At 72.6% G+C, this 25,284-nt stretch carries 24 protein-coding genes; 13 read left to right on the top strand and 11 right to left on the bottom strand.

What is annotated here, in order from left to right; translation table 11 throughout:
* Nucleotides 1-27 precede the first annotated feature (27 nt).
* Complete coding sequence (locus ACQPZA_RS36935; RefSeq protein WP_433277196.1) at nucleotides 28-1,254, top strand: cytochrome P450; 1,227 nt, start codon at nucleotides 28-30, stop codon at nucleotides 1,252-1,254.
* A 42-nt stretch (nucleotides 1,255-1,296) separates the two neighbouring features.
* Here the strand turns inward: ACQPZA_RS36935 and pcaD are convergent, their stop codons facing one another.
* The 3 genes from pcaD to ACQPZA_RS36920 are packed head-to-tail and all read right to left on the bottom strand — an operon-like array spanning nucleotide 1,297 to nucleotide 3,673.
* Nucleotides 1,297-2,073 carry a 3-oxoadipate enol-lactonase gene (pcaD, locus tag ACQPZA_RS36930; RefSeq protein ID WP_433277194.1) on the bottom strand — a complete coding sequence of 259 codons (777 nt, stop codon included), beginning with the start codon at nucleotides 2,071-2,073 and terminating at the stop codon, nucleotides 1,297-1,299.
* Nucleotides 2,070-2,870, bottom strand: a complete 801-nt coding sequence (locus ACQPZA_RS36925; protein ID WP_169399885.1) for a CoA-transferase subunit beta — start codon at nucleotides 2,868-2,870, stop codon at nucleotides 2,070-2,072. Before ACQPZA_RS36925 ends, pcaD begins: the two co-directional genes overlap by 4 nt.
* Nucleotides 2,867-3,673 carry a CoA transferase subunit A gene (locus ACQPZA_RS36920; protein ID WP_169399884.1) on the bottom strand — a complete coding sequence of 269 codons (807 nt, stop codon included), beginning with the start codon at nucleotides 3,671-3,673 and terminating at the stop codon, nucleotides 2,867-2,869. Before ACQPZA_RS36920 ends, ACQPZA_RS36925 begins: the two co-directional genes overlap by 4 nt.
* 145 nt (nucleotides 3,674-3,818) lie before the next feature.
* On the opposite strand from ACQPZA_RS36920, the gene ACQPZA_RS36915 reads away from it, so the two are divergent.
* Together ACQPZA_RS36915 and ACQPZA_RS36910 are read left to right on the top strand one after the other, a co-directional pair.
* Nucleotides 3,819-4,193 carry a BlaI/MecI/CopY family transcriptional regulator gene (locus ACQPZA_RS36915; RefSeq protein ID WP_433277192.1) on the top strand — a complete coding sequence of 125 codons (375 nt, stop codon included), beginning with the start codon at nucleotides 3,819-3,821 and terminating at the stop codon, nucleotides 4,191-4,193.
* 183 nt (nucleotides 4,194-4,376) lie between these two features.
* A complete protein-coding gene (locus ACQPZA_RS36910) occupies nucleotides 4,377-5,198 on the top strand; it encodes an aldo/keto reductase (protein WP_433283140.1) in 822 nt (273 codons plus the stop codon).
* 72 nt (nucleotides 5,199-5,270) lie between these two features.
* Here the strand turns inward: ACQPZA_RS36910 and ACQPZA_RS36905 are convergent, their stop codons facing one another.
* Entirely contained in the window at nucleotides 5,271-6,770 is a 1,500-nt protein-coding gene (locus tag ACQPZA_RS36905) for an SDR family oxidoreductase (RefSeq protein ID WP_433277190.1), read from the bottom strand.
* A gap of 137 nt (nucleotides 6,771-6,907) precedes the next feature.
* Here ACQPZA_RS36905 and ACQPZA_RS36900 point away from each other — a divergent pair, with 137 nt between their 5' ends.
* The 3 genes from ACQPZA_RS36900 to ACQPZA_RS36890 all read left to right on the top strand — a co-directional run bounded on the left by ACQPZA_RS36900 (nucleotide 6,908) and on the right by ACQPZA_RS36890 (nucleotide 11,083).
* A complete protein-coding gene (locus ACQPZA_RS36900) occupies nucleotides 6,908-9,097 on the top strand; it encodes a hypothetical protein (RefSeq protein WP_433277188.1) in 2,190 nt (729 codons plus the stop codon).
* Nucleotides 9,098-9,264: 167 nt separating this feature from the next.
* Complete coding sequence (locus ACQPZA_RS36895) at nucleotides 9,265-9,657, top strand: hypothetical protein (RefSeq protein WP_433277186.1); 393 nt, start codon at nucleotides 9,265-9,267, stop codon at nucleotides 9,655-9,657.
* A 340-nt stretch (nucleotides 9,658-9,997) separates the two neighbouring features.
* The gene (locus ACQPZA_RS36890; protein ID WP_433277184.1) at nucleotides 9,998-11,083 is read left to right on the top strand and encodes a type IV toxin-antitoxin system AbiEi family antitoxin; all 1,086 of its coding nucleotides are present in this window, start codon (nucleotides 9,998-10,000) and stop codon (nucleotides 11,081-11,083) included.
* A gap of 391 nt (nucleotides 11,084-11,474) precedes the next feature.
* On the opposite strand, the gene ACQPZA_RS36885 is transcribed toward ACQPZA_RS36890, so the two are convergent.
* Both ACQPZA_RS36885 and ACQPZA_RS36880 read right to left on the bottom strand, forming a co-directional pair.
* Nucleotides 11,475-12,797, bottom strand: coding sequence for an amidohydrolase family protein (locus ACQPZA_RS36885; protein ID WP_433277181.1), 1,323 nt, complete (start codon nucleotides 12,795-12,797; stop codon nucleotides 11,475-11,477).
* Nucleotides 12,794-13,420, bottom strand: coding sequence for an NYN domain-containing protein (locus tag ACQPZA_RS36880; RefSeq protein ID WP_312859622.1), 627 nt, complete (start codon nucleotides 13,418-13,420; stop codon nucleotides 12,794-12,796). The genes ACQPZA_RS36885 and ACQPZA_RS36880 overlap by 4 nt, the downstream gene beginning before the upstream one ends.
* Before the next feature lie 93 nt (nucleotides 13,421-13,513).
* On the opposite strand from ACQPZA_RS36880, the gene paaI reads away from it, so the two are divergent.
* The gene (gene paaI, locus ACQPZA_RS36875) at nucleotides 13,514-13,945 is read left to right on the top strand and encodes a hydroxyphenylacetyl-CoA thioesterase PaaI (RefSeq protein WP_433277179.1); all 432 of its coding nucleotides are present in this window, start codon (nucleotides 13,514-13,516) and stop codon (nucleotides 13,943-13,945) included.
* An 18-nt stretch (nucleotides 13,946-13,963) separates the two neighbouring features.
* On the opposite strand, the gene ACQPZA_RS36870 is transcribed toward paaI, so the two are convergent.
* From ACQPZA_RS36870 to ACQPZA_RS36855, 4 genes are all read right to left on the bottom strand, one after another.
* Complete coding sequence (locus tag ACQPZA_RS36870; protein WP_433283137.1) at nucleotides 13,964-15,082, bottom strand: nitric oxide synthase oxygenase; 1,119 nt, start codon at nucleotides 15,080-15,082, stop codon at nucleotides 13,964-13,966.
* Between the two features lie 123 nt (nucleotides 15,083-15,205).
* Nucleotides 15,206-15,952: a tRNA (guanosine(46)-N7)-methyltransferase TrmB gene (trmB, locus tag ACQPZA_RS36865; protein WP_433277177.1), complete on the bottom strand. Its 747-nt coding sequence runs from the start codon at nucleotides 15,950-15,952 to the stop codon at nucleotides 15,206-15,208.
* Nucleotides 15,945-16,994: a glycosyltransferase family 2 protein gene (locus ACQPZA_RS36860; RefSeq protein ID WP_169399369.1), complete on the bottom strand. Its 1,050-nt coding sequence runs from the start codon at nucleotides 16,992-16,994 to the stop codon at nucleotides 15,945-15,947. Before ACQPZA_RS36860 ends, trmB begins: the two co-directional genes overlap by 8 nt.
* A gap of 38 nt (nucleotides 16,995-17,032) precedes the next feature.
* Nucleotides 17,033-17,812 carry a glycosyltransferase family 2 protein gene (locus ACQPZA_RS36855; RefSeq protein WP_433277175.1) on the bottom strand — a complete coding sequence of 260 codons (780 nt, stop codon included), beginning with the start codon at nucleotides 17,810-17,812 and terminating at the stop codon, nucleotides 17,033-17,035.
* 244 nt (nucleotides 17,813-18,056) lie between these two features.
* Here ACQPZA_RS36855 and ACQPZA_RS36850 point away from each other — a divergent pair, with 244 nt between their 5' ends.
* The 6 genes from ACQPZA_RS36850 (at nucleotide 18,057) to ACQPZA_RS36825 (ending at nucleotide 24,600) form a co-directional block, all read left to right on the top strand.
* Entirely contained in the window at nucleotides 18,057-20,009 is a 1,953-nt protein-coding gene (locus ACQPZA_RS36850; RefSeq protein ID WP_433277173.1) for a DUF2339 domain-containing protein, read from the top strand.
* A gap of 74 nt (nucleotides 20,010-20,083) precedes the next feature.
* The gene (locus ACQPZA_RS36845) at nucleotides 20,084-20,878 is read left to right on the top strand and encodes a hypothetical protein (RefSeq protein WP_433277172.1); all 795 of its coding nucleotides are present in this window, start codon (nucleotides 20,084-20,086) and stop codon (nucleotides 20,876-20,878) included.
* On the top strand, nucleotides 20,871-21,197 hold the full coding sequence (locus ACQPZA_RS36840) for a hypothetical protein (RefSeq protein ID WP_433277170.1): 327 nt from the start codon (nucleotides 20,871-20,873) through the stop codon (nucleotides 21,195-21,197). Before ACQPZA_RS36845 ends, ACQPZA_RS36840 begins: the two co-directional genes overlap by 8 nt.
* Before the next feature lie 44 nt (nucleotides 21,198-21,241).
* Nucleotides 21,242-22,753 (top strand): TldD/PmbA family protein, encoded by a 1,512-nt coding sequence (locus tag ACQPZA_RS36835; RefSeq protein ID WP_169399374.1) that lies wholly within the window; start codon nucleotides 21,242-21,244, stop codon nucleotides 22,751-22,753.
* A complete protein-coding gene (locus ACQPZA_RS36830) occupies nucleotides 22,750-24,165 on the top strand; it encodes a metallopeptidase TldD-related protein (RefSeq protein WP_433277167.1) in 1,416 nt (471 codons plus the stop codon). The genes ACQPZA_RS36835 and ACQPZA_RS36830 overlap by 4 nt, the downstream gene beginning before the upstream one ends.
* A gap of 138 nt (nucleotides 24,166-24,303) precedes the next feature.
* Nucleotides 24,304-24,600 carry a hypothetical protein gene (locus ACQPZA_RS36825; protein WP_169399375.1) on the top strand — a complete coding sequence of 99 codons (297 nt, stop codon included), beginning with the start codon at nucleotides 24,304-24,306 and terminating at the stop codon, nucleotides 24,598-24,600.
* Nucleotides 24,601-24,622: 22 nt separating this feature from the next.
* On the opposite strand, the gene ACQPZA_RS36820 is transcribed toward ACQPZA_RS36825, so the two are convergent.
* Nucleotides 24,623-25,168 carry a TetR family transcriptional regulator gene (locus ACQPZA_RS36820; protein WP_169399376.1) on the bottom strand — a complete coding sequence of 182 codons (546 nt, stop codon included), beginning with the start codon at nucleotides 25,166-25,168 and terminating at the stop codon, nucleotides 24,623-24,625.
* Nucleotides 25,169-25,284 lie beyond the last annotated feature (116 nt).

The raw sequence follows: 25,284 nt of genomic DNA, 5'->3' as shown, positions 1-25,284 counted from the left end.
GTCCGCCACCACCACGAAAGGAATCCGATGACTCGCACGGTTCCCATCCCGGACGGCCTCCCCATGGAGCGCGACGCGGGCCCCTTCGACCCGCCGCGCCAGATCACCCTGCTGCGTGAGGCTCACCCCGTCAGTCCCATGCTCTTCCCCGACGGTCACGAGGGCTGGCTCGTCACCGGCTACGACGCGGTGCGCCGGCTCATGGCCGACACCCGGTTCAGCTCGCGACAGGACATCGGCATTCTCCACATTCCCTACGAGACCCCCGGCATGCCCGCCGCCACCGAACCGTCCCCGCAGCCGCCGGGCATGTTCATCGCCATGGACCCGCCGGACCACACCAGGCTGCGACGCAAGCTCACCGGCGCGTTCACCGTCAAACGCATGAAGCAGCTCGAAGAACACATCATCGACATCGTCGAGCGGCAGTTGGACGAACTGGCTCGCCTCACACCGCCGGTCGACCTGGTCAGGGAGTTCGCGCTGCCGGTGCCCTCGCTGGTGATCTGCGAACTGCTCGGTGTCCCCTACGCGGACCGGGAGAACTTCCAGGTCAACTCGGCCAAGTTCCTGGTCAGGGACCAGAAGCTCGACGAGAAGATCGCCGCCTACACCGAACTGGCCACGTACCTCTCCGAACTGGTCACCGGCAAGCGCGCCGCCCCCGGTGACGACATCCTGTCCGACCTGGCCCGCCATGACGACCTCACCATCGAGGAACTGACCGGCATCGCCTTCCTGCTGCTGCTCGCGGGCCACGAGACCACCGCCAACATGCTGGCACTGGGCACGTTCGCGCTCCTGGAGCACCCCGAGCAGCTGGCCGAACTGCGTGCGAACCCGGATCTGCTGCCCGATGCCGTCGAGGAGCTCCTGCGCTACCTGTCCATCGCCGACATCTTCTTCCGCTATGCCACCGAGGACATCGAACTCGGCGGCGAGACCATCCCCGAGGGATCGACGGTCATCGTCTCGCTGTTGGCGGCCAACCGCGATCCGTTGCGCTTCGACAACCCCGACACGCTGGACGTCCACCGCAAGGCCCGCGGTCACCTGTCCTTCGGCCACGGCATCCACCAGTGCCTCGGCCAGCAACTGGCCCGCATCGAGATGCGCGCCGGATTCGAGGGACTGCTGCGTCGCTTCCCGACCCTCGAGCTCGCCGTCCCCGCAGGCGAGGTGAAGCTCAAGACCGACATGAACATCTACGGCGTCCACGAACTGCCGGTCACCTGGACGGAAACGGCCCGGTAGGACCGCCGGCCGAGCTTCCGCCCGGTGGCGGCCGGCCCCGCGTCAGCGCCCGGCGTGCTCGGCGATCAGCGCGGTGGCCTCGTCGGCCCGTTCGATGGTGGCGAGGTGGGCGCCCTCGAGCACTTCCAGCCGGGCACCCGGGATGCCGTCGGCGATCGTGCGGGCGTGGGGTTCGACGGGGGTGGACAGGTCGGCGGAGCCGGCGATCACGAGCGTGGGCGCGGAGATCGCGGGCAGCCGGTCGCGGTGGTCCCAGACCTCCAGCGCCTGGCAGCTGGCCAGGTAGCCCTCGTCCGAGGTGCCGGCGACCATCGCCGCCGCCTCCGCGACGACGTCCGGGTGCTCCGCCGCCCAGTCCGGCGTGAACCACCGCGAGACGACCGTCGGGGCGATCGGGGCCGTGCCGCCGTCGGCGACGGCCTTGATCCGCTCCGCCCACACCGACGAGTCCGGGAAGTGCGACGACGTGCAGCACAGGGTGAGGCTGGTGATGCGCTCCGGAGCCTCGGAGCCCAGGTACATGCCCACCATCCCGCCGAGTGACAGGCCGCACCAGGCCACCTGCTCCAGGCCCAGGTCGTCGAGCAGCGCGATGACGTCACCGGCGAGGTCGGCCACCCGGTACGGGCCCGGTGGCACCGGTGATCCGCCGTGGCCGCGGTGGTCGACGCGGATCACCCGGAACCGCTCGGTGAGGGGCGCCACCTGGGGTCGCCACATCTCCAGCGTCGAGCCGAGCGATCCCGACAGCACGAGGACCGGCGCGTCGCGCGGGCCCTCGTCGGTGTGGTGCAACCGCACCGGGCGGTCCTCCGTCATGACTCTCCCGATCCGACGGTGCGCATCGAGCGCAGCGTCTCCAGCTCGGTGGTGCTCGGCGCGGCCGTGATCATGAGGTCCGCCGACACCTCCAGCGGCCAGCCCGTCTCCGCCCGCACCTGCTCGACCGTGACGCCGTGGTGCAGCGCGGTGAGCACGAGCTCCGAGGTGTCCGGATCGGGTTCCAGGACGCCGAGGTCCGTGATCACCCGGACCGGTCCCGCTCCGCGCAGCCCGAGGATCTGCCGGTCCAGGGGACCGCTCCCGTGCCCCACCGACGTCACGAAGTCCACCTGCTCGACGAAGGCGCGCATCCGGTGGCGCATCACCACGATCACCTCTCGGCAGGATGCCGCGATCTCGGGCGCGCCGCCCGACCCCGGCAGCCGTACGGCCGGCTCGTCGTACTCACCGATCACGGTGGTGTTGATGTTGGCGAAGCGGTCGATCTGGGCTCCGGACAGGAAGCCGATGTCGATCCGGCCGGGCTGCAGCCAGTAGTTGAAGATCTCCGGCACGCTGACGACGGAGAGGGCCGACTCGGCGAGGATGCCGTCGCCGATCGAGAGCGGCAGCTCGTCGGGCCGGGTGTCCAGGGTGCCCGACTCGTAGATCAGCACGAGGTGGGGCGCGTGCAGGCGGCGCGCCAGGTTGGCCGCCGTGGACGGCAGCCCGATCCCCACGAAGCACGCCTGCCCGTCGCGCAGGGAGCGAGCAGCCGCGATGCTCATCATCTCGTCGGCGGACCAGCGGGTGGTGGGCTCCGACTCGGTCACCGGATCGGTCGTGCCGGTCATGCCGCCTCCTCGAGGGTGGTCAGCCAGCGGGTGAACGCCTCCCGGTCGCGGCTGATCGCGTCCCATCTGCGGTAGGCGGCGTTGTCGCGGTCGTAGTACCCGTGCGCGTACGACGGGGCCGCCCCGCGGGGTGCCACGGCCACCGCGTCGAGCACCCAGCCCGGGAGGACGACCGCCCCCGGCACCGGCGTCAGCTCGTCGACGATCTCCTCGACGGTGACGAGCGAGCGCCGGGCTGCGAGCACCGCCTCCTTCTGCACCCCGGTGATCCCCCACAGCTGGACGTTTCCGGCCCGGTCGGCCCGCTGGGCGTGCACGACCGTGACGTCCGGGTTGAGCGCGGCCACGGCGGCGAGCCGCTCCCCGGTGAACGGGCACTCCACGGTGGAGATGGTGGAGGTGTGGAGGGGCAGGTCGGTGCCGGCATAGCCGCGGAGCACCGCGAACGGCAGCCCGGATGCGCCCGCGACGTAACGGTTGGCCATGCCCGCGTGGCTGTGTTCCTCGATCTCCAGCGGGGCGGGCCACCCGGTGGCGAGGGCGTCGCGCATCCGGTGCAGCGAGCCGACGCCGGGGTTGCCGCCCCAGGAGAACACGAGTTTGGCGGCGCAGCCTGCGCCGATCAGCTGGTCGTAGATCAGGTCGGGCGTCATCCGGACGAGGGTGAGGCCGCGCCGCCCCTGCCGGATGATCTCGTGCCCTGCGGCGAACGGGATGAGGTGGGTGAAGCCCTCAAGCGCGACGGTGTCCCCGTCATGCACAAGCTCGGACACCGCCTGCGGCAACGACACGATCTTGGCCACGGGGGAACGCTAGTGCGCGCGGCCAGGCCCGGCAATCGATGACGGGCGACCGTACCCCCCTGGTGATCAGGATCGGATCGTTCGGAAGGTCAGGTAGGGGCGCCCGTACGGACGTCCGGCTTTATGCTGCTCGGGGGGAGGACGCGTGCGAGGACTGGGTGAGCTCGAGGCTGCGGTCATGGACGTGCTGTGGTCGTCACCGGAGCCGCCCCACCGCGTGCGCGACGTCCTGGAGGAGCTGACACCGCAGCGCAAACTGGCCTACACCACGGTCATGACCGTCCTCGACAACCTGCACCGCAAGGGATGGGTACAGCGCGAGATGGACGGCCGCGCCTACCGCTACCGCCCCAGCGCCACCCGTGAAGAGGTCACCGCCCGCGCGCTGCGCGACCTGCTGGACGCCTCCGGCGACGTCGAGACCGTGTTGCTGCACTTCGCCCGCTCGGTGTCCGAGCGGGAGTCCGCCGTGCTGCGTGATGCGCTCGGCGAGGCGCCGGACGGCGTGGACGGGCGATGACGATCACTCGCCGGCTGAGTGCTCGCGAATCGCATCCGCCCTGGCCATCGCACTTTTGTGAGATCCGGGTGACATCGGGCGAGGCGACCGTCACGAACTGCAGCGCCCGGTTCGTCACGGTGCGATGGTGACGGCGTGGTCACTCTTCATGACACCGTTCCCGCTCTCAGCGCGCGCTTCCCGCTGCCGACCGGGCCGGTGAACCGGCTCGGTTTCGGCACGATGCGCCTTCTCACCGGACCTGGTATCTGGGGTCCACCGGCCGATCCCGACGCCGCCGTCGCCGTGGTGCGCCGCGCGGCCGACCTCGGCGTCGATCTGTTCGACACCGCCGACTCCTACGGTCCCGAGGTCGCCGAGGAGCTCGTGCGCCGGGCGCTGCACCCCTACGACGGCATCACCGTTGCCACCAAGGCGGGCTTCCTGCGTACCGGTCCCGGCAAGTGGTTCCCGAGCGGTCGCCCGGAGTACCTGCGCCAGCAGTGCGAGCTGAGCCTGCGCCGGCTGGGGGTCGACCGGATCGACCTGTTCCAGCTGCACCGCGTCGACCCGTGGGTGCCCGCCGACGAGCAGTTCGGCCTGCTCGCCGAGCTGCAGGCGGAGGGCAAGGTCGCCGCGGTCGGACTCTCGGAGGTGGACGTCGACCAGATCGAACGCGCCACCTCGATCGTCGACGTCGCGACGGTGCAGAACCGCTACAACGTCCTCGACCGCAAGTACGACGCGGTGCTGCGCTACTGCACCGAGCTCGGCATCGGCTTCATCCCGTGGGCGCCCATCAGCGCGGGAAAGCTGGCGGAGCCCGGTGGCCCGGTCGCCGACATCGCCGCCCGGCTCGGCGCCACCGCGTCGCAGGTGTCACTGGCGTGGCTGCTGCAGCGCTCGTCGGTGATGCTGCCGATCCCGGGCACCAGCAGCGTGGAGCACCTGGAGGAGAACGTCCGGGCGGGCGAGCTGCAGCTGGACCAGGAGTCCGTCCAGCGGCTCGACGACGCCGCCGCCTGATCCACCACCCCGCGAGTCGCCGATTTCCCGTCCGCGAGTCGCCCCGAACCAGCCCGCGAGTCGCCCGGTTTCCTAGCCGCGGCCGGTGACCTCGCCGTTGCGGTGCGCGCGGTCGACCCGCTCGGCGCTGCGGGTGATGTTGCGGACCATGCCTCCGAACACGATGCCGTGGAACGGAGCCACCGACCACCAGTACAGGTGCCCGGTCAACCCGCGGGGGATGAACACCGCCCGCTGCCCGTACCGCGAACCGCCCGGTTGCGGCGACACCGTCATCTCGAGCCACGCACGGCCGGGGACCTTCATCTCCGCGCGCAGCCGCAGCGTCCGGCCGCCCGTGTCGTCGCGTAGCCGCTCGACGCGCCACCAGTCCAGTGCGTCCCCGGTCTGCAGACGGTCGGGATCACGTCGGCCGCGGCGCAGGCCGACCCCGCCGACGAGCCGGTCCATCCACCCGCGCACCGCCCAGGCGAGCGGGAAGGAGTACCAGCCTCGTTCGCCGCCGATCCCCGTGACGACCGCCCACAGCGCGTCGGGATCGGCCGTGCTGCTCTGCTCCCGTTCGTCCAGGTAGACACTTCCCCCGGACCACTGCGGGTCGGTGGGCAGCGAATCGGACGCCATGTCGGCCACGGCCGCGTCCGACCACCGGGTCTCGACGTCACCGCCGCTGATCTTCGTCAACGCGAGCTGGACGGCCCGGTCGTACCCGGTGCGGCCCCCGGGCGGCTCGGGCACGTACTCGAGGATGTCCTGCTCGGAACACACGACCTCGTGCACGAGCGACTCGATGAGCGGCGCTGCGATGGTCTTCGGTACCGGGGTCACGATGTTCACCCAGTGCGCCGACAGGCGTGGGGTCAGCACCGGTACCGGGACGATGCGCCGCCACGGCAGCCCGGCCACCGCCGCATAGCGCTGCATCATGTCGAGGTAGGTGAGCACCTCCGGGCCGCCGAGGTCGAACGTCCGGTTCACCTCGGGCGGCAGCGTGGCCGCGCCGATGAGGAAGTGCAGGACGTCGCGAACCGCGATCGGCTGGATCCGGTTGCGCACCCACCGCGGCGTGACCATGACCGGGAGACGTTCGGTCAGGTAGCGCAGCATCTCGAAGCTCGCCGAACCGGAGCCGAGGATCACCGCTGCTTGCAGCACCGCGGTCGGGACGCCGCAGCGCAGGAGGATCTCACCCACCTCGGTGCGGGAGGCCAGGTGCTCCGACAGTCCGCCCTCAGGATGCAGTCCGCCGAGGTAGACGATGCGTCGCACGCCCGCTTCGCGCGCGGCCTGCCCGGTGATGAGTGCGATGCGCCGGTCGGTGGCGGCGAAGTCCCGGTCGGACAGCGAGTGCACCAGGAAGTAGAGGACGTCGACGCCCTCGCAGGCCGCGCGCATGCTCGCCGGATCGAGAAGGTCCCCGCGCATGATCTCCGCGCGGTGCGCCCACGGGACGTCCCGGAGCTTCTCCGGGTCGCGCACCAGGCAGCGGACGGTTCCCGCGCCGGCGTCGATCAGCCGGGCGGCCAGCCGGCCGCCGATGTAGCCGGTGGAACCCGTGACGAGGTATCGCACCCTCCGATGCTCCTGGTGGGCGGGGCCGCCCGCCACTCGACGACCCGTTTGCGAGCTTTCCGCCGATGATCACCACGGGGCGTCGGGCCGTGATAAACATCCGCCGCGGAGTCTGTGGATCTTGGGAGGCCGGCGCGGTGGTGGTGGATGCGGCGGTGCTCGCCGACGCGCTGGCAACCGGACACGAGCTGGATCTCGAGGGTGCTTCGCTGTCGGCCACCACCCTCGCGGCCGTCCTCACGGGGTCCACGGCGTCGGGCGCACCTGCGCTGACGCTGCGGCGGGCCACCATCACCGGCGTTCTCCGGCTCACCGGCGCAGAGATCGGTGTTCCCGTCGAACTGCGTTCCTGCGTGTTCGCGCAGGCTCCCGATCTGCGGATGGCGCAGTTCACCGGCCTCGCACTCACGGGCTGCAGGCTGCCGGGGCTCCGGGCAGGCAACCTGCGGGTGGCCGCCGACCTGCTGCTCGACGACGGGTTCACCTCACACGGACCGGTGCACCTCGCCGATGCGCAGATCGGAGGGTCGCTGCGGCTGTCCGGCGGACGGCTGCGGGGAGCCGGGGGCAGGGCGCTGATCGCCGACCGCATCGTCGTGGACGGCACGTTGTACGCACGGCGGTTGCGCAGCAGCGGCGAGATCCGGCTGCCGGGTGCGCGCATCACGGGCAACCTCGACCTCAGCGGGGCCGATCTGAACAGCCCGACCGGCGACGCGCTCGACGCCACCGGGATCACCGTCGGGGGCAGCCTTCTCGCCGGTCGGCACGACGCCGGGCCGGACGTCGCGTTCTGCGCGGCGGGCCGGCTCATGCTGGCCGGGGCCAGGGTCGGTGGCGACCTCATCTTCTCCGGGGCGCGCATCGAGCGTGGCTCCGCGGCCATTTCCGTCGAATCGGAACCGGAGCCGGGGGAAAGCCGGTTGCCGGTGGTCCCCGGCGGGATCGTGGACGGCACGGCGTGCCTGGTGGCCGACCGCGTCCGCGTGGAGGGCAACCTCGAGCTCGACGACGGGGTGCACACCGACGGCACGGTGCGCCTGCCCAACGCCGTCGTCGGCGGCTACCTGCGGCTCTCCGGCGCCCGGCTGGTCGGCCCGATGGGCGCGACAGGGCGGGGGATCGCCCTGCTCGGCGACGGGATGGACGTCAGCGGCGACCTCGAGGGCCGCGACAACGGGCGCGGTCCCCTCCGGTGCGCCGGTCAGCTGCGGCTCGTGGACGCCCACGTCCGCGGGAGCGCGAGCCTCACGGGGATCGTGCTGTCCACACCGCGCGGGTACGCGCTGCTGGCCGACCGGCTGCGGATCGGCGGCGAGTTCTACCTCCGCCGCCTGCAGTGCAAGGGCACGGTCCGGCTGCAGAACGCCGAGATCGGGGCGACGCTCGACTGCACCGGGGCTCACCTGGAGCAACCTCGGTTGCGGCCCAACGGGGACGCCCGGCCCTCCCTGGACCTCCGCGCGGCGACCGTCGGGAAGGACGTCGTCTGTTCGGAAGGGTTCGTGGCCGCCGGCGGCGTCCGCCTCCGGCGGATGGAGGCGCGCAAGTCGGTGCAGTTCGTCGACGTGACGCTGGGAACGTCGGAGTCACCGGAACCGTCGGAGTCGCAGGAGGCGGCGGAGCCGGACAGGGTCCGCTATGCCCTCAACGCCTACGGACTCGTCACCGGCGAACTCGTCGTGCGCCCGGCCCGGCCGCCCGGCGCGAGCGTGCGTCTGGCGCAGGCTCAGGTCGGCACCTTCGAAGATTGCCCAGAGTTATGGAGGGCCGTTGGTGGCATCGATCTGGACGGTTTTGATTACCAAAAACTGAATGACACACATGTGATTGACATCCGAAAGCGGCTAAGCTGGCTCAAACAGGTGATACCCGACTACGCACCGGGACCATACGACCAGATGGCGGCCGCGTACCGGCGCGCAGGCGACGAGGCGGCCTCCGAGCGCGTCCTCATGGAGATGCAGAGCCGGCACTACGCCGAGGCGGGCGTCGCGGGACGGATCTGGGGAGTGCTCCAGCGCTGGACGGTCGGATTCGGCTATCAGCCCTGGTTGGCGGTCTGCTGGCTCGCGCTCTTCGCCGTGCTCGGCGGCGCCTGGTTCGCCACGCACGTGCCGCCGCCGGTCGACAACGGACAGAACCCCGTCTTCAACCCCTGGATCTTCGCCATCGACACGCTCCTCCCGATCGTGAACCTCGGGCAGGACGGGTACTGGCGATTGGACGGCGCCTCCCAATGGATAGCGAGTTTGTTGATCGCCCTGGGGTGGATCCTCGCCACAACGGCTGCAGCGGGCGCTGCCCGAATGCTCAAGCGGGTCTGAAGGGGGACCAGATCCACCCGAACGGGCGGAATCGAGCCGTAGAGCAGTAACGGTCGCTCCGAACCCGTTTCCACGCCCGAGTGTCCCCGTTGTGGGTGTAAGTGCGCAGATAGAACCGCTGAAGGCAGCACCATGGACGGCGCACAGGAAGACGATGGAGGTGACGCGTGTCCCCAGCGACCCGCTACTCGACGACCGACGACGACTGGACCCCGGCCACGGGTAGGCATGCGTTCGACGAGGACGCGGAGCTGACACCGATCTTTCACGCGCTCACGCGCGGTGGGTGGCGCCGTCGCCAACACGAGCCCGCGGCCCCGGCCGTCCGGCCGGCCCCGGCTGCCCCGCCGCCGCCGCCCCGCCCTGATCCGGTCGACGCGTTCCGACGTGACCCACTGACCGCGCCGATCCCGGTGCAGGCCCTCACCCCGGCCCCGTCCATCCCGAACTCGCGGGTCTCGGGCACCGGAGCACATGTCGCCGTGCCGGCTGCGCGTCACGAACTGATCGACGAGGGACGGCACCACCACCGACGCGAGGCGTACAGCTCCCGCTGGTGACGTCCCCGCACGTTCGGCGTGCAGGGATCGGACGGCCGCTGGGGAGTGGCCGTGCACGACGGCAGTACTGCACCACTGCACTGCACTACTGCCCTGACGAGGGCCGGGGCCGCGCTGGAACCTCGGCGCCGCGGCCCCGGCCCTCAGCAGTCACCCGCCCCCCGCCCCACCCACCTCCGCCCAGAACCCCCGCGAGTCGCCCGTTTCGGGTCCGCGAGTCGCCCGTTTCGACTCCGCGAGTCGCCCGGTTCGGTCCGGCGAGTCGCCCGCTCCGCGCCCGCGAGTCGCCCGGTTCGGTCCGGCGAGTCGCCCGCCGCCTGGGCGTCGGTCGTCCGCCCCGTTGTGGAAGGGCGCAGTGGCCGTTCGGCCTGACAGCGGGTCCTGCGGGCCGAGTTGTCCACATGCCGCCGCAGTTGTCCACAGTTTCGGCGTCCGGCCTCGGCGCTCGGGTTCGCCGCGGGATCGTCGGGTCGTGTTTCCGACAACTGGTACAGCCGGTGCGTGCCGGCGACGCGATGCCGTCCGGCTGCTCGGCAAGCACCGGGTTCGTTCGGCGATCAGCTCGGGCGAGTTCAGCTCGCCATGGCCGGGCGTGCTCGTTGATCCTGCGCGCGCGGCCGAACCGTCCACCGTGATCGCGGCGGGATGGCTCGCCTCCGGCCCGGATGCGGTCATCACCGGCCCCACGGCTGCGTTCATGCACGGCTGCACGGCAGCCGAGCCGACACCGGTGCACGTCATCGTGCCCTACAGCAGCAAGAAGCGAACCCGTCCCGGGCTCGTGGTGCACAACGGCATGGCGCTCGATCGCGATCGTCGGTTGGTCAGCGGTCTGCCGGTCCTGTGCGTGGAGCGCGTCGTCACCGATCTGCTGTGCACCGCCGCGCCGGCGAATGCGCTGGCCATCGCCGACCAGGTGCTCTCCGCTTTGCCGCCGAATGATCGTCCAGCCCTGCGCGACGAGCTCCACCGGCGGCTCCGAGAACGCCCGGATCCCCGGGGCACCCGCATCGGGGTCCGTCTCCTGGATCTCGCCACCGGTGCAGCCGAGTCCCCGGCGGAGAGCTGGCTGCTCTGGAGGATCGTCGACCTGGGCTTCCCTGTGCCGGAGGTGAACCACTGGGTGTGCACCATCGACAGTGAGCCTCGGTACCGGGTCGACCTCGGCTGGCCGGAGCTGAAGATCGCTGTCGAGTACTACGGGTACGCCGCACATGCCGGGCGCGAGGAGCGGGACGTCGCGCGCATCCTCGAGCTCGAACGGCGGGGTTGGATCGTGATCGTCGTTCGTGCGGACGATCTGAGCTCCATGCATCGGGTGGAGAGCGAGATCGGCCAGGCCTTCATCACGCGGGGCATGCCCCTGCGCGGTCGCGCCGCTGGAGGTCTGCGCGCGAGGCGGCACCGCGAGCTGCGAGCCGGCTGAGCCGTCATCCGTCCCGACGGTCAGGAGTTCGTGCAGGCGCCCTGAGACCCAGGCCGCCAGATGACGCGCGCCGTCAAGCCGCGTCAATCGCTGATGGATCTGCCCCGCATGTCTCCGCGTGCTCCGCGCGGCCGGGGCGACTCGCGCGCGTATGACGGGCGACTCGCGGGCGGGAGCGGGCGACTCGCGCACCCCGGGCGGGCGACTCGCGCGCCTGAAGGGGGCGACTCGCCCACGCAGAACGGGCAACTCGCGCACCCAGGATGGGCGACTCGCGCGTGGGAAGCGGGGGGCTCGCGCACCCGGGGCGGGCGACTCGCGCGCCTGAAGGGGGCGACTCGCGCGTCTGAAGTGGGCGACTCGCGCGCCGAAAGGGGGCGACTCGCGGGGGTCAGTGGAGGAGTGCGGCCGTCCGCCGGAGGTCGGCGGTTGCGGCCGCGCGGTCCACCCGCGTCGGCTCGCGGTCGGCCAGCACCTGCTCGCCCGCCACCCAGACGTCCCGGACCAGCCGGGAGCCCCCCGCCCACACCAGGTTCGACAGCAGCTGGGCGTCGTCCTCGGGCATGATGAACGTGGAGTCGCTGAGGTCGACGTGCACCAGGTCGGCCCACCGGCCGGGCTCCAGGGCGCCGATGTCGTCCCGCCCGATCGCGGCTGCGCCGTCCCTCGTCGACATCAGCAGCAGTTCCGCCGCGGTGAGTGCTGCGGCGTCACCGCTGGTGACGCGGGCGAGGAGGCCGGCGAGCCGGGCCTCGGCCCACATGTCGAGGTTGTCCCCGGACGCCGGTCCGTCGGTGCCGATGCCCACGCGCACACCGGCGCGCCGAAGCGCCGACACCCGTGCGACACCTGCGGCGAGCTTCGCGTTGGAGCCGGGGCAGTGGGCCACGGCCGCGTCGTTGGCCGCCAGCAGCGCGATGTCGTCGTCGGACAGCTGGACGGCGTGGGCGGTGAGCACCCGCCCGCCGAACATGCCGAGCTTGTCGAGCATCGCGGGCACCGAGCCGTAGGCCTCGCGCTGGGCGAGGTCCTCCTCGGCGGACTCGGACATGTGGATGTGGATGAGTGCGCCGCGTTCCCGGGCGTGCTCGCCCACCGAGGTGAGCGCCTCCGGGGGCAGCGTGTACGCCGCGTGGGGGCCGTAGCCGAGCTCGATGCGCTCGCCCGGACCCGACCGCACCCCGATGTCGTCGATCAGCGCGGACACGTCGTCGCGCATCTGCTGCCAGGAGCCGAGCCGGTCCCAGCCCGGCGCGGCGATGATGCCAGGGGTCAGGACGACGCGGGATCCGACGGTGGTGACGGCGTCGATCACCGCTTCGGTGAAGAAGTACATCTCGACGCTCGTGGTGCAGCCGTTGCGGAGCAGCTCGATGCATCCCGCGGTCATGCCCACGTGCACGTCGGGTGCGGTGAGCTTGCCCTCGGCAGGCCACATCACCTCCTGCAGCCAGCGCATCAGCGGCAGGTCGCCGCCCATGCCGCGCAGCAGCGACATGGGGGTGTGGGCGTGGGTGTTGACGAGCCCGGGGAGCAGGGCGCCGGGCAACGCCCGGACCGGTGCGTCGCTCGGAGGGGCGGACGACCGGGGGCCGACGTGGGTGATCCGGCCCGTGGCGTCGATGTCGACGACTCCGTCGCGCAGCACCGTGCAGGCGGGGTCGCAGGGCAGTACGACGGGAGCCGTGAGCCGTACGTCGAGAGGTGTGGTCATCGGCGTGCCTCCAGCAGCGAGCGCAGGGAGCGGAACGGCGGCAGCCAGGCTCCGCCCTCGGGCAGCGAGTCGAGGGTGATGCGCGGGAGCGGCTCGCGGAACACGCCGTCGATGTCCTCGAGGTCGATGAACTCGATCACCTCGGAGGTCAGGGCGAAGCTGGCGTGCTCCCGGAACCCGATGACCGTGACGCCGGTGCCCAGCTTCTCGAGGTCCTCGAGCGGTTCGCGGAACGCGCGTCCGTCGCCGGAGGCCACCACGACGTGCCGCAGCGTGCCTTCCTGCGCCCGGAGGCGGATGTGCGCGAGCATGTCCTCGTCGACATCGGAGTCCTCGCTGATCTTGGGCTTCGCGAACACGGCGAAACCCACGTTGCGCAGCGCCTCGACCCATGGCCGGACGACCTCGGTGCTTCCCGGCACCACGTTGGTGAAGACGGTGGCCTCGGCGATCGCCTCCGGCCCGGCGAGATCCAGCAGCCAGCGGCCCACCGCGTCGAAGCGCGGCCGGAAGGCTGCGGTGGGGCGGGCGCCGAGCAGCGAGCCCAGACTCATGTCCATGTTGGGCGCGTCCCAGACCAGCATCACGCGGGGGACCGGGTCCGTGGGGATGGTCGCGGTCACGAGCGCCGGACCGGGGAGCAGGTCGGGGTCATGAAACGACCCTAGCGCTGCGTGAGCGATAGCATCCGCGGCGATGGACGAGAGGGCGTCACGGTGACCGAGCGAGCATCCGAGGACGTCGCGGCCCGCACCGCAGAGGCGATGGAACGGGCCGACGCCGCCGGCCGTGGAGCCGGCGTCCGGCTGCTCGATGTCGGCCCCGGGCGCGCCAGGGTCGGCATGGCCGTGGCGGAGCGGCACGTCAACGGCCACGGCATCTGCCACGGCGGATACCTGTTCCTGCTCGCCGATGCCGCGCTCGCCTACGCGTCCAACAGCTACGGCACCTCGGCCGTCGCGTCCGGCGCCGACATCGCGTTCCTCCGGCCGGTGCCCTTGGGGGCCGAGCTCGTCGCCGAGGCGGTGGAGCGGGCGAGGACGGGGCGGTCCGGGCTGTACGACGTGACGATCCGCAGCGGCGAGCTGGTGGTGGCCGAGCTCCGCGGCCGGACCCGTCAGGTGCCAGGCCTGCCCACACCGGTCTGACGGGGAGCCGCCGCCGGGTCAGGAGTGGTGCGGGGGGAGGAAGGCCGGGCGGGTCTCGGGATCGGGCTCGTCGTAGTAGCGGTGGTACACCGGGGTGAGACCCCCGGAGACGGGCGGCACGATCCAGCTCCAGTCGGCGGGGCAGCGGCGGCCGGCGCTCTCCTCACGGGCGACGTGGGTGAGGAACCGCCGTGACTCGGAGTGGTGGTCGGCCATCGTCACGCCCGCCACGTCGAAGGAGTGCTGCACCGCACGCACCATCTCCACCAGCGCCCGGTCGCGCCACAGCGTGCGCTCCGAGCTGGTGTCGAGGCCGAGCCGCTCCGCGACGACGGGAAGCAGGTCGTAGCGGTCGCCGTCGACGAGGTTGCGGGCACCGATCTCGGTGCCGAGGTACCAGCCGTTGAACGGCGCGGCCGGGTAGGTGATGCCGCCGACGACGAGTGGCATGTTGCTGATCGCCGGCACCGCGTGCCACCGCAGGCGTAGATCGGCGAACCAGTCGTGGTCGGGGTGGATGAGCGGGACCTCGAGTACGGCGTCGGCCGGGACGTCGAAGATCTCGGGCTCGTCGTCGCCTGCGGACACGAGCAGCGGCAGCACGTCGAACCGGCCGGGCGGGTCGGGCCGTCGCCACCCCGCCCCGACGGCGCGCTCGGTGAAGTCGACGTAGCGCCCGTCGCCGCGGGTCTCGCCGGTGGGTAGGCGATGCCCGGCGTACCGCACGAGCTGGTCGTTGTGGATGCGCGGGCCGGGGTGATGCGGCCGGTCCGGGGCGAAGACGGTGATGGTGGAGCGGATGCGGCCGTCGCGGGTGGCGTCGCGCAGGTGTCCGACGCATTCGGCGGCGACGTCGGCGGGGGCGCTCAGGTGCCGCCTGTCGCGCACCCGGAGGCTGTTCCAGTACAGCCTGCCGATGCAGCGCGCCGAGTTGCGCCAGGCCACGCGGGCGCCGAACGTCAGCTCGTCGACGGTGTGGGTGTAGCTGCCCGTCGTCTCGATCTCGTGTCGCACTTGCCACACCCGGTGGTCGAACCTGGCGGGTGGTGAGGTCTCGGCGTAGAACTGATCGAGGAACTCCTCCGCCGCGGCCGGATCCACCACGGCCGTCGGTGCGGAGGCAGGGGCCCCGGTCAGGCCGCTGTCAGCCTTTCGGGGAGCGGGCACGGCAGCATTCGTTGCAACGAGCGATGACACCCGGCGCTCAGCCTTTCACTCGCCGACACCCCTGGGGAGCGGGGCGTCGTCCTTCCTACACGGTCACACCCTGTGATCAGAAGGTGGCCCAGTGCCGACACGCCGATAAAGAAGGTCGTGCACGGCGCGTCCCTCCAGACGCGCGCGTTGCTCGAACTTCGAGACCGGACGCCAGTCCGGACGCGGTGTCCAGCCGCCGGGGAGGTCCGCCGCGGTGTTGTCCAGAAGCGGCTCGGCGTCGCAGACCTCACGCATCTGGTCGGCGTAGTCGTCCCAGTCGGTGGCCAGGTGCAGGGTGGCGCCCGGCACGAGCCGCGAGGCGGCCAACGCGACGAAGTCCGGCTGGACGAGGCGTCGCTTGCGGTGCTTGCGCTTGGGCCACGGGTCCGGGAAGAAGACCCGGATACCGGCGAGCGAGGCCGGCGGCACGCACTGGCGCAGCAGCGCGACAGCGTCGCCGCGCAGCAGGGCCACGTTCGTCAGCCCGCCCTCGGCGAGACGCATCAGCAGCTGCGCGAGGCCCGGCTCGAACACCTCGACGGCGATGTGGTCGACATCGGGGGCGGCCGTGGCGAGTGCGGCCGTCGACTCCCCCATCCCGGACCCGATCTCGAGCACCAGCGGCGCCGTCCGACCGAACCACGCGGGCGGGTCGTACGGCTCCGCGCCGCTCAGCAGGTCGGCGACGTCGCGCCCGCGGCTCCCCCACCACCGGTCCCAGGCGTGCTGCTGGCCGTCGGTGAGGCGGCTGCGGTGGTGGACGAAGCTGTGGATGGGCGGGTGCACCGCGGTCTGCCCGACCTCAGCCACCCGTGTTCGGGCGGGGGGCGCCCGCGGTACCCGCGGTGGCGGCAGGGAGCCGCACGCCCGCGGTGGCGCCGGGCAGCTTGCCCCTCAGGAAGCCGGCTCCGGTGCAGGCGAGCGCGGTGACGACGGCCGCCGCCGACACGACGTTGCGTTGGCGGAGCTCCCGAACCACGGCCGTGGGCAGCACCTTCGCAACATAGCTGCGCTCGGTGGACAGGGCGTCGTCGGTGCCGACGAGCTTGGAGACCGCGGCCTTCGACAGCCCCTCCGCCCAGCTGCGACGGCGCAGGTACGCCCATTCCACGCGGTCCTCGCTCACCCGGTGGTCGACGATGGCGCGCGGCTCGAACAGGATGCGGATCTTCTCGCCCGCCCGGTGGTAGGCCTGCCGGGCCCGGATGCAGAGCTCGGTCTCCTCGCAGCCCAGCGGGTTCTTACCGATGCGGCCGATGTCCTCGGCGAAGCCCCCGACGCGCTCGAACACCTCGCGGCGGAACGACATGTTGCAGCCCATCAGGTTGCGAACCTCGGCCTGCTGCGTGGGCTGCCCGGTGTAGGTGCAGCCGACGATCCAGTCGAGCTCGCCCGTCGCGTCGCCGTTGCGGGGATCGGCTCCCGGCAGGACGTGCGGACGGGTGGTGCGCATGGGCACCCCGACGGTGGGCCAGCGCGGGTGCGCGACCCCGCCGACCGCGGCGACCGTGGGGTCGCTGTAGGGCTCGAGCAGTGCGGCGAGCCATCCGGGACGCGCGGCGGCGTCGTCGTCGAGGAACACGATCACGTCGGCGGTGGCCTCGGCGATCGCGGTGTTCCGGGCGCCGGACAGGCCCTGCTTGTGGGCGTTGGGCAGCACCCGGACCCCGCGCGGGCCGAAGGCCTCCTGGGCACGGGCGAGGAGCGAGGCGTTGTGGTCGACGATCACCAACGTCTCCGCCGCAGCGACGTCCTGTGCCTCGACCGACTCGACCGCGGCGACGATGTCGTCCCACCGCTTCTCGGTGTAGACGCAGATCACGACAGTCGCCGTGACGGCGGGCGTACTCACGGGGCGGTCTCCTTCAGGAAGTGGGTGACCGCTCGGTGCTAGCGGCGGTCGGACTTGCGGCGGTCGGCGCGCCGGTGCTCGGCCAGCAGGGTACGCAGCACGCGCGAGCCGTCGGCGAACGTGCGGAGGTTGGTCTCGCCGAACATCCGCTGCCGCTCGATCGAGGGCACTTCGGTGATCTTCAGGCCGGCTGCGGCGATGCGGCAGTTCAGCACCGTCTCGATCTCGAAGCCGTCGCCCCACAGCATTCCCTCCGGGGGCGGCGGTGCGTCCACCGGGGGCAGCTCGAGGACCGGCAGGAGGTCGGACCAGAACGCGTTGTAGCCGTAGCAGAGGTCGGTGTACGCCGTGCCGAAGAGCGCGTTCGCGACGCCGTTGAGCCCGGCGTTGCCGGTCTTGCGCAGGAGGGTGATGTCGTCGCTGCCGCCGCCGTTGGTGAACCGGCTGCCCTTGGCGAAGTCGGCCCCGGCCACCAGCGCGGAGACGAACGAGGGGATCTCCGCGGGGTCGGCGGAGCCGTCGGCGTCGAACATCACGATGACGTCGCCGGTGGCCGCGGCGAACCCGCACGCCATGGCGTTGCCCTTGCCCTTGCGGGTCTGGGTGATCGTGCGGACCCACGGCAGGACGCGCTTCGCGACCTCGATGGAGCCGTCGGTGGAGTTCCCGTCGACGACGATGATCTCGTGGACGGCGGGACGGACCGCGGCGATCGCCGGGAGGATGATCTCCAGGTTACGGGCCTCGTTGCGGGTGGGCACCACCACGGAGACGGCAGGGAACCGGGAACGGACCGGCTGGGCACGCGGTCGGGGCACGCGCAGCGTTCGACGGTCCGCCCCGAAGGGCGCCGCCCCTGCGGGGACGGCTGGGCGGGCAGGTGAAACGGCGCTCACACAACCTCCAGACAAGTCCGCTCGATCGAGACAACGAGGCTGTCGCGAGCGGGTTGCGGGTGATCAGCTACGAATCCCCCGGATGGGGGTACGTGATGTATCTGTGACACGAACCGGGTAGGGATACGGACCCCGCCGGCCTCGGCGGCGCGCCATCCTGCCCGGCATGAACACCGAGACCGTGGATCCCTACGTCGCTCTCGCCGCCGAGATGAGCCTGCTCGGACGCAGGCTCGACGCGATGAGCACGGACCTGGTGCGGCTGCGTGCTGCTGCCGCCCCGGTCGGTCCCGGACCGGCGCCGGCCGTGGAGGCGCCTCTGTGGTCACGATCTAGAGACGCACGTTCGGTGGGGCGGGTTGCTTCGGACATCGGTCCCGAATCTCCCGGCGACGTGGATACTTCCGCCGCAGGCCCGGACCGGACCGCTCCGTCGCAGGTCAGGGCACCGGTCGGCGCCTACGCGCCCGGCCCGCCGGCGCGCGGCGTGTCGGCATCCGGCGCGTCGACGCCGGGGTGGCCCTCCGTGGCCGGTGGCCCGAACCCGGCGCGGACGGCGCGGGCGAGGTCGGCGATCTCCGGCGCGCGGCTGCTCGCCTGGGTCGGTGGGGGCGTGACGCTGCTCGGCGTGGTCCTGTTGCTCGTGCTGGCCGCGTCGCGGGGCTGGTTCTCGCCACCTGCGCGGGTGACGACCGGTGCGCTGCTCGGCATCGCGCTGGTCGGGATCGGGCTGTGGCTGCACTGCAGGGAGAACGCGCGCGCCGGCGCCCTCGCACTGGCGGCGACGGGCCTCGCGACGCTGTACCTCGTGGTCGCCGCGGCCACCGTGCTCTACGGCTACCTCCCCGTCGTGCCCGCGTTGCTGGTCGAGCTGCTGGTGGCAGCCGCAGGCCTCGGTCTGGCCGACAGGTGGCGGTCGCAGCTGTTGGGCGCTGGTGTGGTGGCCGGTGCGGCGCTGCTGGCACCTGTGATCGTGGCGGACTGGCGGCTGGTGGCGCTCGCACTGGCCCTGCAGCTGGCGGCGCTGCCGGTGGTGCTGCGCAGGCGCTGGCACGTCCTGATGCTCCTCGCCGCGGCCGGACCGGTGCTCTTCGGATCGGCGGTCGGCGCTCTCGTCGCCGTGAACGAGGAAGCGGCCACGATCGCGGTCGTACTCGGCGCCCTCGCCGTGGGCCTCTCGACCGCGGTGCCCGCCGCCCGGCTGTTGCCGCGGGGACCCGTGGCCGGGTTGGTGGCCGCCACGCCCGTTCCGGTGCTCGCGACCGCAGCCGCGCTCGGTGACTGGGGCGGTGGCGCGGTCGCCGCCGTCGCGGCGCTCGCACTGGGCGGGTTCGCCATGACTCCCGGGCTGGACCACCTGCTCCGGACGGTGGGCATCACGGCGGCGGCCGTCGCGCTGTTCGAGGCGACGCTGGTGGCGGTGGACGGGAGCGGCGCCACCGTGCTGCTGCTCGGGCAGGCGGTGGTGCTCGCCGTGCTGGCGGCCGTACTGCGCTCGCGGCTTCCACTGAACATCGCGATGGCGTACGGCGCCGTCGGGTCGCTGCTCGCTCTCGCGCAGGACGCTCCGCTCGCCGCGCTGGTGCAGTTCCCGGCCTTTCCCTACCACCAGGGCGGCCGGGGCGTACTCCTCACCGGTGCCGGGGTCTCGGTGCTGGTGCTGGTGCTCGCGGTGGCGCTGCTGGTGGCGGCCGGCCGCGTGGACCTGATCCGGCCCGACCCTGCGTCCGCCCCGCTGTGGGTGCCGATCGGGGTCGTCGGCCTCTACGGCGCGACGTCGCTGGTGGTCACCGTCGCGCTGCTCCTGTCGCCGGACCGCGCCGGGTTCACCGGGGGGCACGCCGTGGCGACGGTGTCCTGGACGGTCGCCGCGCTCGTGCTGCTGGCCCGCGGGATCAGCCGGCCCGCGCTGCGGATCACCGGGCTCGTGCTGGTCGCCGCGGCCGTCGCGAAGCTGGTGCTGTTCGACCTCGTCGCGCTCGACGGGCTGGCCCGGGTGGCGGCGTTCCTCGGGGCGGGCCTGGTGCTGCTGGCAGCGGGCACGCGGTACGCGCGGCTCGTCGCCGAGGCCGAGAAGGAGAAGGAGGAGCCCGACGGCGTCCCGGCCGACCCGAGCTGACCGAATCGTTCGCGATCGCACACCGGTGCCGCCGTTCGGCCGCGCCGCCGCGGCTGCGCTGCGACGCTGGCCGGATGCTCGATCGCTATGTCGACGCCGTACGTGCCCGCCGCGCCGAGCTGCGCGCCGCGCGTGCCCTGCTGACCGGCGGCCACCGCGGGGAGCTGCGCAGCTGCCTGGCGCTGAGCCGGATCACGGCGGCCGCCGACGCGGAGGCGGCGCTGGCCGGGCTCGCCCGGGAGGCTGCCGACCACGTCGACATCGGCCGGCGGGCGGCGCGGCAGCAGCTCCCCGGCCTCCTCGCCACGGCGGTCGACGCCCTCGCGGTCGAGGTCCACGCCGGATGGGCGGCCGCTCTGCGGCCCGCGTTGCGCAGGATCGCAGGCGAACGCGATCTCGTGCTGGATCCCGGCTGGCCGCGGCTTCCGCCCCCGCGGCTTCCTGGCCTGGCGGCGGCCGTGCCGGTACCGGCAGGCCGGCCGCGGTCGCTGCTCGCCGGGGCCGCCGACGGAGCCGCGCTCTGGCGGCTGGCCCTGTTTCCGCTGGCCGCGCTGCCCCTGCTCGGCTTGCCGGCCTTCGCCGGGCCGGCGCTGGCCCCACTCGCCGTCGGCGCCGGAGCCGCGGCGGTGGTCGCCACCGTGCGGGCCCGCCGTACGTCGGCGGAGCGCCTGCGGCTGCGCCGCCACACCGAGCAGGTGCTCGCCGCGGCCGCCCGGGCCGTCGACGCCGACCTCGGACGCCGGCTGGTGGAGCTGGAGCGGGCGGCGGTGGCGGCCCTGGATGCCGCGGTGCTGCGCCGCCGTGCGGAGGTCGACGCCGAGCTGGCCCTGCTGGCCCCCGAGCGCACCGGGCAGGTGTCCGGTGCCTGAGCTTCCGCTGCCGGGACCGCCGCCGGGGCGCCACCCGGGTTTCGTGCCGGACGACGCGCCCCCCGACCTTCCCGGTGGGTTCGACGTGTCCGGTGGCTTCGACACCGACGGCGACGGCCGCGCCGACACCGCGGTCACCTGCGACGGCGTCGACCTCGTCCTGCTCACCGACCTCGACGGCGACGGGTTCGCCGACCAGATCCTGCGGATCGGCCCGGACGGGGCGGTGCGGCAGACGGTCGTGGAGCCGCCCGCCGGGGCCGGCACCGCGATCACCGACGGCCTGCGCGGCGGGGCCGAGGCGGGGTACGAGCCGTGAGGTCGGGGCGCCGGACACTGCGGGCGGCAAAGTAGGTTTCGGAGATGGCCGTAGATCGGATCGACCCGGAGTTCCGGGCTCTGCCGCTGGCCGCTCTGGCCGACGCCGCCCTCGCCCGGGGGCGCGAGCTGGGGGCGCAGCACACCGACCTGCGGGTCGAGCGGATCGTGTCGCAGTCGATCGACCTGCGCGACGGCACCGTCACCGGTGTCGCCGACAGCACCACCGTGGGGCTCGCGGTGCGCGTCATCGTCGACGGCGTGTGGGGCTTCGCGTCCCACGTCGAGCTGACACCGGCCAGGGCGGCGGCCACGGCGGAGCGCGCGGTGGCAGTGGCCCGCACCCTCGCGCCGGTGGCGATTGAGCGCGTCGAGCGGGCCGCGGAGCCGGTGCACGCCGACGCCGTCTGGGTCTCCGACTACACGGTCGACCCGTTCACCGTCCCCACGCGGGAGAAGGTGGAGCTGCTCACCGACTGGTCGCAGCGGCTGCTCGCCTCGGACGGCGTCGACCACGTGCAGGCCGGGGTGGCCGTCGTGCGGGAGAACAAGTTCTACGCCGACACGGCGGGCACCACCACCACTCAGCAGCGCGTCCGGATCGACCCGACGATCACGGCCACCGCCGTCGACCGTGCCGCGGGCGGCTTCGAGACGATGAGCTCCCTCGCCGCGCCCGCGGGGCGGGGCTGGGAGTACCTCACCGGTGACGGCTGGGACTGGGACGGTGAGCTCGCCCTGATCCCGGAGCTGCTCGCGGAGAAGACGAAGGCGCCGTCGGTGCGGGCGGGCACCTACGACCTCGTGATCGACCCGACGAACCTGTGGCTCACGATCCACGAGTCCGTCGGTCACGCCACGGAGTACGACAGGGCGATCGGCTACGAGGCCGCCTACGCCGGCACCAGCTTCGCCACCCCCGACCAGCTCGGCACGCTGCGCTACGGCTCGGAGCACATGCACGTCACCGGCGACCGGACCGTGCCGCACGGGCTGGCCACCGTCGGCTTCGACGACGACGGGGTCGCCACGGGAGAGTGGGATCTCGTGCGCGACGGCGTGCTGGTCGGCTACCAGCTCGACCGGACGTTCGCGCCCCGGCTGGGGCTGGAGCGTTCCAACGGCTGTGCGTTCGCCGACTCGCCCCACCACGTGCCTATCCAGCGGATGGCCAACGTGTCGCTGCAGCCCGACCCGGTGCGCGACACCAGCACCGACGAGCTCATCGCCGGGGTCGACCGGGGCATCTACGTCGTCGGCGACAAGTCGTGGTCGATCGACATGCAGCGCTACAACTTCCAGTTCACGGGCCAGCGCTTCTACCGCATCGAGGACGGCAAGCTGGCCGGCCAGCTGCGCGACGTCGCCTACCAGGCCACCACCACCGACTTCTGGGGTTCGCTCGACGCGGTCGGTGGCCGTTCCACCTGGCTGCTGCACGGCGCCATGAACTGCGGCAAGGCCCAGCCGGGGCAGGCGGCCCCGGTGAGCCACGGCTGCCCGTCGGCCCGGTTCCGTGGCATCAACGTGCTCAACACGCAGGAGGAGGGCCAGTGACCTCGACGAGGCGAAGCGGTGCCCCGGCATCGGTGCTCGCTCCGCAGGAGGTCGTGGAGCGGACGCTGGCCGCGGGTTCCCACCTGCACGGCTGTGCCGTCCTGGTCCACGAGACCAGCGAGGCCGTGCTGCGGTGGGCCAACTCCACCATGACCACCAACGGGCACACCACCTCCGGCCGGGTCACGGTGATCGCGTTCGTCGTGGTCGAGGGCGGCACCGCGGCCGGTGTGGTGAGCTCCAGCGCCGCCGTCACCCACGTCGGGCAGCTCGAGGATCTGGTCCGCGCGGCCGAGGCGGCAGCGCGGGACGCCGGCCCGGCGCGCGACGCGATGCCCCTGGTCGAACCGGACGGCGACGATCCCGGCTGGGGCGATCCGGGGGCCGAGACGTCGATCGGGGTGTTCGGCTCGTTCGCCGAGGGCCTGTCCGAGGTGCTGGCCGGCCCGCACCGGCAGTACGGGTTCGCCAGCCACGAGATCACCACGGTCTGGCTCGGCTCGTCCACCGGGGTGCGGCGCCGCTGGGTGCAGCCCACGGGGTCGGTGGAGCTCAACGCGAAGACACCCGACCTCGCAGGGTCCGCCTGGACCGGCGTGTCCACCGCCGACTTCCGCGACGTCGAGGTGGTCGCGCTGGCCGCGGAGGCGGCGCGACGGCTGGAGTGGGGGAAGCGGCGGGTCAGCCTGCCCGCGGGCCGGTACGAGACGCTGTTGCCCCCGTCCGCGGTGTCCGACCTCCTGATCTACCTGGCCTGGTCGATGGAGGGCAGGCCGGCGCAGGAGGGCCGCAGCGCCCTTGCGGGTCCGGACGGTCTGCGCGTCGGTGAGCGGCTGACCGACCTGCCGCTCACCATGGCCAGCGACCCGGCGGCGCCCGGGTTGGAGTACGGACCGTTCGTCACCGCCACCCGCTCCGGTGAGGGGGTCAGCGTCTTCGACAACGGCGCGCCCACCCGCCGGGCGGAATGGGTCGACCGGGGAGTGCTCGGCGAGCTGGTCTACTCGCGGGCCGAGGCGGCCGAGTTCGGCACCACGTTCACCCCGTCCGGGCACAACCTGGTGCTCACCGGGGGGTCGCAGGCCTCGATCAGCGACATGGTGGCGCGCACCGAGCGCGGCGTGCTGCTCACCTGTCTCTGGTACATCCGCGAGGTCGACCCCACCACACTGCTGCTCACCGGGCTCACCCGCGACGGCGTGTACCTGGTGGAGGGCGGTGAGGTGGTGGGCGAGGTCGACCACAACTTCCGGTTCAACTACTCGCCGCTCGACGTGCTGCGCCGCACGACCGAGGTCGGGGCCACCGAACAGACCCTGCCACGGGAGTGGAAGGACTGGTTCACGCGCGTCGCGATGCCGCCGGTGCGGGTACCGGAGTTCAACATGTCCTCGGTGTCGCTGGGCCGCTGACGCGAGCGCCGTCCGGCCGCGATCGGTGACCGGACGGCGCTCGGCAGTGTGGCGTTGCGAACCTCCCGGCGCTCGGTGCCGTTGACTAGGAGGTGCGCCGACGTCGTCGCCAGGTCGTTGACGAAAGAGGGGCCGAAGGTGTCGTTCGAGGTGGTGAGCGTGTACACGCTGCTCGTCGGGGATGCTGCAGGCCCACCGACGGTGAGCGTGCACACCACGGCCGACGACGCCTGGCGGGCGCTGGACGCCGAGGTGCGCAGGCGGTGTCACATGCGGCCCCGGCCGCGGCGGCGGATGGACTCCGAGGCCGCCACACGGCTCGCCGACGCCTGGCGTGCCGGTGAGCCGGAGTCCCGGTTCTGGAACGTGGCCGTGCACCGGCTGCCGATCGCGTTGCCCGTGATCGCACGGTCGGCCATCACCGCCGCCCGCTGACGCACCGGCAGCGAGCGCCGGGTCAGTCGGTGCCGGCGAGGAGGACGCGGCGCATCCGCTCCAGCAGGTCCTCCACGTCCAGGCCGGGGGGTAACGGGGTGCCGGTGAGGGTGCGCAGGTAGAGCCCGTCGCCGACGAGTTGGGCCAGCCAGGCGAGCACCGGGTCGGCGAGCTCCTCACGCAGGGCGGCGAAGGCGTCGGCGTCCACCACGGCGAGTGCCTCGCGCACGGCCTGGCCCGAGGTCGTGCCGTCGGCGAGCCGCAGCACGGCGAGGTAGGTACGGGTGACGCCGCCCGGCACGCCGCCGCCGGGTGCTGACGTGCGCAGGTAGTAGGCGACGGGCCCGTCGGGCGCGCTGCGGATGGCGTCGGCGTCGGCGGCGCTGCGCTCCCGGAGGCGGTCGAGCAGCCCCGCGGCGAGCGCGTCCTTCGACGCGAAGTGGTAGAGCAGGCCGCCCTTGGACACGGCGGCGGCCGCTGCGACGGCGTCGAGGGTGACGGCGGCGGCGCCGTGGTCGATCAGCAGCGTCTCGTACGCGTCCAGCACGCGGTCCCGGGCGCTCGCCATCGACCGAGTGTAGAGGCCGGGTGTGCTCGGCCACGTCGGGCGCCACGGGGGAACAACCAGCGGAACTGTACCGTCTAGACGGTATATTAACGCGCTTCCCCCCGATCACCACCCGC

The sequence above is a fragment of the Pseudonocardia xinjiangensis genome (assembly GCF_050948425.1).
GTDB lineage: Bacteria > Actinomycetota > Actinomycetes > Mycobacteriales > Pseudonocardiaceae > Pseudonocardia > Pseudonocardia xinjiangensis.
Note: the sequence above shows the minus strand (reverse complement) of the source record. Positions and strands in the feature narration are given on the sequence as shown.